The organism is Rhodosalinus sp. (assembly GCF_041685465.1).
Taxonomy (GTDB): domain Bacteria; phylum Pseudomonadota; class Alphaproteobacteria; order Rhodobacterales; family Rhodobacteraceae; genus Rhodosalinus.
Genome location: NZ_JAWLFS010000191.1, coordinates 1 through 6,022, shown reverse-complemented (window position 1 = coordinate 6,022; position 6,022 = coordinate 1). Strand labels below are relative to the sequence as shown.

The 6,022-nt window shown below is 69.7% G+C and carries 4 protein-coding genes and 2 tRNA genes; 2 read left to right on the top strand and 4 right to left on the bottom strand.

Going from position 1 to position 6,022, the window contains the following annotated elements; all coding sequences use genetic code 11:
* Positions 1–1,143 (top strand): FAD-binding oxidoreductase (locus ACESL7_RS11995; protein ID WP_372893554.1); only part of this gene is annotated, 1,143 nt, incomplete at its 5' end.
* 39 nt (positions 1,144–1,182) lie between these two features.
* Here ACESL7_RS11995 and ACESL7_RS11990 read toward each other — a convergent pair.
* Complete coding sequence (locus tag ACESL7_RS11990; RefSeq protein ID WP_372893553.1) at positions 1,183–2,070, bottom strand: DMT family transporter; 888 nt, start codon at positions 2,068–2,070, stop codon at positions 1,183–1,185.
* A 148-nt stretch (positions 2,071–2,218) separates the two neighbouring features.
* On the opposite strand from ACESL7_RS11990, the gene ACESL7_RS11985 reads away from it, so the two are divergent.
* Entirely contained in the window at positions 2,219–2,644 is a 426-nt protein-coding gene (locus ACESL7_RS11985) for a Fur family transcriptional regulator (RefSeq protein WP_372893552.1), read from the top strand.
* Positions 2,645–2,732: 88 nt separating this feature from the next.
* On the opposite strand, the gene ACESL7_RS11980 is transcribed toward ACESL7_RS11985, so the two are convergent.
* From ACESL7_RS11980 to lon, 3 genes are all read right to left on the bottom strand, one after another.
* Positions 2,733–2,809, bottom strand: a tRNA-Asp gene (locus ACESL7_RS11980).
* A gap of 275 nt (positions 2,810–3,084) precedes the next feature.
* Positions 3,085–3,159 (bottom strand) — tRNA-Val (locus tag ACESL7_RS11975).
* 289 nt (positions 3,160–3,448) lie between these two features.
* Positions 3,449–5,854, bottom strand: a complete 2,406-nt coding sequence (gene lon, locus ACESL7_RS11970; protein WP_372893551.1) for an endopeptidase La — start codon at positions 5,852–5,854, stop codon at positions 3,449–3,451.
* Positions 5,855–6,022: the final 168 nt, after the last annotated feature.

Below are 6,022 nucleotides of genomic sequence, written 5' to 3'. Positions count from 1 at the left end.
GCGCTGATCCCGGTCGCGGGGGGCGTGGTGGTCAGCCTCGTGCGGATGAACCGGGTGCTTTCGGTCGATCCCGGCAACTTCGACTGCACCGTGCAGCCGGGCCTCCAGCGCCGCGCGCTCAACGCGCACCTGCGCGACACCGGGCTCACCTTCACCGTCGATCCCGGCGCCGACGCCTCCATCGGCGGCATGATCGCCACGCGGGCGAGCGGGACGAACGCGGTGCGCTACGGCACCATGGCCGAGACGGTGCGCGCGCTCGAGGTCGTGCTCGCCGACGGCACGGTGATCCGCACCGGCACCCGCGCGCGCAAGTCGGCGGCGGGCTACGACCTCACGCATCTCTTCACGGGCTCGGAGGGCACGCTCGGCATCGTGACGGAGGCGACGCTGCGCCTCGCCCCGATCCCGGAGACCGTGATCGCCGCGACCTGCCGCTTCGAGACGCTCGAGGCGGCGGTCGACACGGCGGTCGGGGTCATGCAGGCAGGCGTCCCGGTGGCGCGCGTGGAGCTTCTCGACGCGCTGATGATCGATGCCGTGAACACCTACTCGGGCACCGATCTGCCGGTGGCGCCGCATCTCTTCCTCGAGTTCCACGGCGACCCGGAGAGCGCGCGCCGCGACGCAGAGGCGGCCGAGGCGATCGCGGCGGACGCCGGCGGCGCGGGGTTCGAGCAGGCCGAGAGCGCCGAGGCACGCGCCCGGCTCTGGCGCGCGCGCCACGACTGCGCCTATGCCTGCATGGCCAACCACCGGCCGAAGCGGATGCTGACCACGGACGTCTGCGTGCCGATCCCGGCGCTCACCGAGAGCATCCTCGCCGCCAGCGCCGACGCCGCGGCGGCCGGCCTCGCCGCGCCGGTGCTCGGCCACGTGGGCGACGGCAATTTCCACATGATCCTCATGCTCGACCCCGACGACCCCGACGAGGTCGCGCGCGCCGAAGGCGTCAGCGCGCGCATGGTCGAGCGCGCCCTCGCCGCCGGCGGCACCTGCACCGGCGAGCACGGCGTGGGCCTCGGCAAGCGCGACTACCTCGCGCGGGAGCAGGGGCCGGAGGCGATCACCGTGATGCGCAGCCTCAAGGCCGCGCTCGACCCGAAGGGCCTGATGAACCCCGGAAAGGTGCTGCCCGACTGAGGTTCAGGCGGGGGCTCAGACGCGGTCTCGGGCGGGGGCTCAGGCCGCCTTCGGCACGCGCACCGGGCGGTTGACGAGGTAGAGCCCCGCCGCCACCAGCGCCAGCGCGCCGAGGATGCCGGGGCCCACGGCCTCGTCCAGGAGCCACCAGCCGAGCCCGACGCTCGCCACCGGCGTCAGGAAGCTGAAGGAGGCCACCGCCGAGGCCGGGTAGATCGAGATCAGCCAGAACCAGATGAGAAAGACCACGCTCGCCACGACCGCGAACTGGTAGACAACCGCCGCGACATGCACGAACTCCGGATCGCGCAGCAGCGGCCCGCCAAGGAGCGAGAGCCCGAGGAAGAGCGGCGCGGAGACCGCGAGCTGACAGAAGAGCTGCGTCTCGGCCCGCTCCCGCGCGAGCCCCGTCAGCCGGATGACCAGCGGAATGCCCGCCCAGAACATCGCCGCCGCGAGCGCCAGCACATCGCCGAGGAGCGAGGGCGCCGCCGCGTCGCCTCCGGGACGATCGAGAAGCGCCCAGGCGACGCCCGCCATGGCGAGCGCGAGCCCCGAGAGCCGCACCGCCGTCAGCCGCTCGCCGGGCAGCAGCACATGCGCCGCGAGCGCCAGCCAGACGGGCATCGAGTAGAAGACGATGCTCGCCCGCGTGACCGTCGTCAGGTCGAGCGCGATGTAGAGACAGATGAACTCCGCCGTGAAGAAGAGCCCGATCAGGACGCCGCCGCGTCGATAGACGCCGGGCCGCGGCAACGGGATGCCCCGGAGCCGCATCCAGAGCCCGATCAGCGCCACCGCGCCGAGCGACCGCAACCCCGCCTGAAAGAGCGGCTGGAAGCCGTCGTTGGCGACCTTGATCGTCACGTTGTTCAGCCCGAAGAGCAGCGCGCATCCGATCAGCAGCGCCGCGCCGGCCGCGTCCATGCTCGCCCTGCGTTCCATGCCGCGCAGGTGCGCCGCCCTTGCGCCCGGCGTCAACCGTCATTCCGCGCCGGCCGCCCGGCGCGCGGCCCTTTATCTGCGCGCGCCGTTGGCCTAGATCGTGGCCACTGGTCCGACCACCGGAGGCGCGATGCCGGAGACCATCCTTGAGCGCTGCGAGGCGAAGGGCCTGCGCATGACCGGCCAGCGGCGGATCATCGCAACGGTGCTCGAGGAGTCGCGCGACCACCCGGATGTCGAGGAACTCTACGCCCGCGCCGCGGCGCGCGACGGGGCGATCTCGCTCGCCACGGTCTACCGCACGGTCAAGCTCTTCGAGGAGGCGGGGATACTGGAGCGCGTGGAGTTCGGCGACGGCCGCGCCCGCTACGAGGATGCCGAGCGCGAACACCACGACCACCTGATCGATCTCGCCACCGGCGAGGTGATCGAGTTCGTGGACCCGGAAATCGAGAAGCTGCAGGAGCGGATCGCCGAACGGCTCGGCTACCGCCTCAAGGGGCACAAGCTGGAACTCTACGGCGTGCCGGCCCGACGCACGCCGCGCGACGACTGACGCGCGCCCGCTGCAACGACCCGGGCGCCCGGCCCGGTCAGCGACCGCGAGGTCCTACAGCACTTTCAGGAGTTTCGTGGAGCAAGCGTGGCGCGGTTGACGGGGCTCGAACCCGCGACCCCCGGCGTGACAGGCCGGTACTCTAACCATCTGAGCTACAACCGCCCGCTTGTCTGCCCGGCGCGTTGCACCGCCGGGTGAAGGCGGATTTACGGTCTGCCGCGACGCGCGTCAAGCCGCCGACCGCAAGAAAACGCGCCGGCACCAAGGAAAATGATGCGGCGCTTCGGCCCGCGCCGTCGCGGCCCGATCGCCACGGCGACCGTGCTGCAGGAGACGCCTGACGGCGTCGGCCTGACGGGTCACTCCGGCGCGACGGCCGGGCGCACCCGTTCGGCTCCGGGACCCGGCGACGCGCATCTCCTGCCTGACGGACGGGGTGGTGGGTGATGGAGGATTCGAACCTCCGACATCTTCGATGTGAACGAAGCGCTCTACCACTGAGCTAATCACCCGGCGGGATCGCGTGTAGCGCCGCCGGGCGCGATGCGCAAGAGGGTCCGCGGCGACCCGGAGCGCGCCCCGCGACGGGCGCCGCTGCACGATCCGCCCGCCCCATCATCTTGGCGCAAATACTCTCGGGGGTGAATTGGCCGAAGGCCAAGAGGGGGCAGACAGCCCCCTCCGCGACGCGGGACAAATCCGCGCGTCGGGTGCCGGATGGCGCCCCGGCGGCCCAGGGCGGCGCACGAAAAAGGCGCCCCGCAGGGGGCGCCTTTCCCGTATCGCGATCCGGCCCGGGGCTCAGTGCGTGACTGCGCCCACGCCTTCGGCATTGCGCGTCGCCTCAGCGGCCGCGGCCTCCTCGGCGGCCTCGTCCCAGTGCACCGGCTCGGGCTTGCGCACGAGCGCGTGATCGAGAACCTCCGTGACGTTCGAGACGGGGATGATCGTCAGCCCCTCCTTCACGTTGTCGGGGATCTCCCTGAGGTCCTTCTCGTTCTCGGCCGGGATCAGCACCGTGGTGATGCCGCCCCGCAGCGCGGCGAGCAGCTTCTCCTTGAGCCCGCCGATCTGCAGCACGTTGCCGCGCAGCGTGACCTCGCCGGTCATGGCGATGTCCTTGCGCACCGGGATCTGGGTCAGCACCGAGACGATGGAGGTCACCATCGCGATGCCCGCCGAAGGGCCGTCCTTGGGCGTCGCGCCCTCGGGGACGTGCACGTGGATGTCCCACTTCTCGAACTTCGGCGGCTTCACGCCGATGTCGGGCGCGATCGAGCGCACGAAGCTCGAGGCGGCGTCGATCGATTCCTTCATCACGTCGCCGAGCGTGCCGGTGGTCTTCATCCGGCCCTTGCCGGGCAGCCGCAGCGCCTCGATCGACAGCAGGTCGCCGCCGACGGAGGTCCAGGCGAGGCCGGTGACGACGCCGATCTGGTCCTCCTTCTCGGCGAGCCCGTAGCGGAACTTCTTCACGCCGAGGTAGTCGTCCACGTTCTCCTCGGTGACCTCGACGCGGCCGGCCTTGTCGCGCACGATCTCGGTTACCGCCTTGCGCGCCACCTTGGCCATCTCGCGCTCGAGGTTCCGCACCCCCGCCTCGCGGGTGTAGCGGCGGATGATCTCGAGGATCGCGCCGTCGGCGAGCGTGAACTCGTCCTTCTTGAGGCCGTGGTTCTTGACCTGCTTCGGCAGCAGGTGCTGCTTGGCGATCTCGAGCTTCTCGTCCTCGGTGTAGCCCTCGAGCGGGATGATCTCCATCCGGTCGAGAAGCGGCCCCGGCATGTTGTAGCTGTTGGCCGTGGTGATGAACATCACGTCCGACAGGTCGTATTCGACCTCGAGGTAGTGGTCCACGAAGGTGGAGTTCTGCTCGGGGTCGAGCACCTCGAGCATCGCGCTCGCCGGATCGCCGCGGAAATCCTGCCCCATCTTGTCGATCTCGTCGAGCAGGATGAGGGGATTCGTGGTCTTGGCCTTCTTCATCGACTGGATGATCTTGCCCGGCATCGAGCCGATGTAGGTGCGGCGGTGACCGCGGATCTCGGACTCGTCGCGCACGCCGCCGAGGCTGATGCGGATGAACTCGCGGCCCGTGGCGCGCGCCACCGACTTGCCGAGCGAGGTCTTGCCGACGCCCGGCGGCCCGACGAGGCAGAGAATCGGCCCCTTGAGCTTCTTCGAGCGGCTCTGCACGGCGAGGAACTCGACGATACGCTCCTTGACCTTCTCGAGGCTGTAGTGATCCTCGTCGAGGACCTTCTGCGCGCGGTGCAGGTCCTTCTTGACGCGGGATTTCTTGCCCCACGGGATCGACAGCATCCAGTCGAGGTAGTTGCGCACCACAGTCGCCTCGGCGCTCATCGGGCTCATGGTCTTGAGCTTCTTGAGCTCCGCCTCGGCCTTCTCGCGCGCCTCCTTGGAGAGCCTCGTGTTCTCGATGCGCTCCTCGAGTTCCGCGACCTCGCCGCCGCCGTCCTCGCCGTCGCCCAGCTCCTTCTGAATGGCCTTCATCTGCTCATTCAGGTAATACTCGCGCTGGGTCTTCTCCATCTGGCTCTTGACGCGGGTCTTGATCTTCTTCTCGACCTGCAGGACGCTCATCTCGCCCTGCATCAGGCCGTAGACGTTCTCGAGCCGTTCGCTGACGGAGGTCGTCTCGAGAAGCTTCTGCTTCTGCGCCACCTCGATGCCGAGATGCCCGGCCACCAGGTCGGCGAGCTTGGCGGGTTCCGTCGCCTCCGAAACGGCGGCGAGCGCCTCTTCGGGGACGTTCTTCTTGACCTTGGCATAACGCTCGAACTCGGCCGTGACGGTGCGCACCAGCGCCTCGATCGCGCCCGCGTCGCCCTCGTGCTCCTCGAGGTATTCGGCCTCGGCCTCGAAATACTCGGCATTCTCGACGAACTCGGTGATCCGCACGCGCGCCTGCCCCTCGACGAGGACCTTCACGGTGCCGTCGGGCAGCTTCAGGAGTTGCAGGACGTTGGCGAGCACGCCGGTGCGGTAGATGCCCTCGGGCGCGGGATCGTCCTCGGCCGCGTCGATCTGCGACGACAAGAGGATCTGCTTGTCGTCCTGCATCACCTCCTCGAGCGCGCGCACCGACTTCTCGCGCCCCACGAAGAGCGGCACGATCATGTGCGGGAACACGACGATGTCCCGGAGCGGCAGAACGGGATAGGAGGTGTTCAGGGGATCTTGCATGAAAGCGTCCTTGTTCTTGGCTGAGGGCGCCCGGCCCCACTGCATCGGCAGCCCCGGCCCCTCTCCTCTCAGGGCTCAAAGGTGGGCACGCGCCACCGGATTTCAACCGCGCCGGCCCTCGCCCGGCGGGCAGCATGGGCCGGCCCGCGGCCCGGCGCAAGCGGATCG

What these genes read in the sequence shown, in the direction of transcription:
- ACESL7_RS11990 (WP_372893553.1), bottom strand. Translation starts at nt 2,070, where the DNA reads ATGGACGCGGCCGGCGCGGCGCTGCTGATCGGATGCGCGCTGCTCTTC.
- ACESL7_RS11985 (WP_372893552.1), top strand. Translation starts at nt 2,219, where the DNA reads ATGCCGGAGACCATCCTTGAGCGCTGCGAGGCGAAGGGCCTGCGCATG.
- lon (WP_372893551.1), bottom strand. Translation starts at nt 5,854, where the DNA reads ATGCAAGATCCCCTGAACACCTCCTATCCCGTTCTGCCGCTCCGGGAC.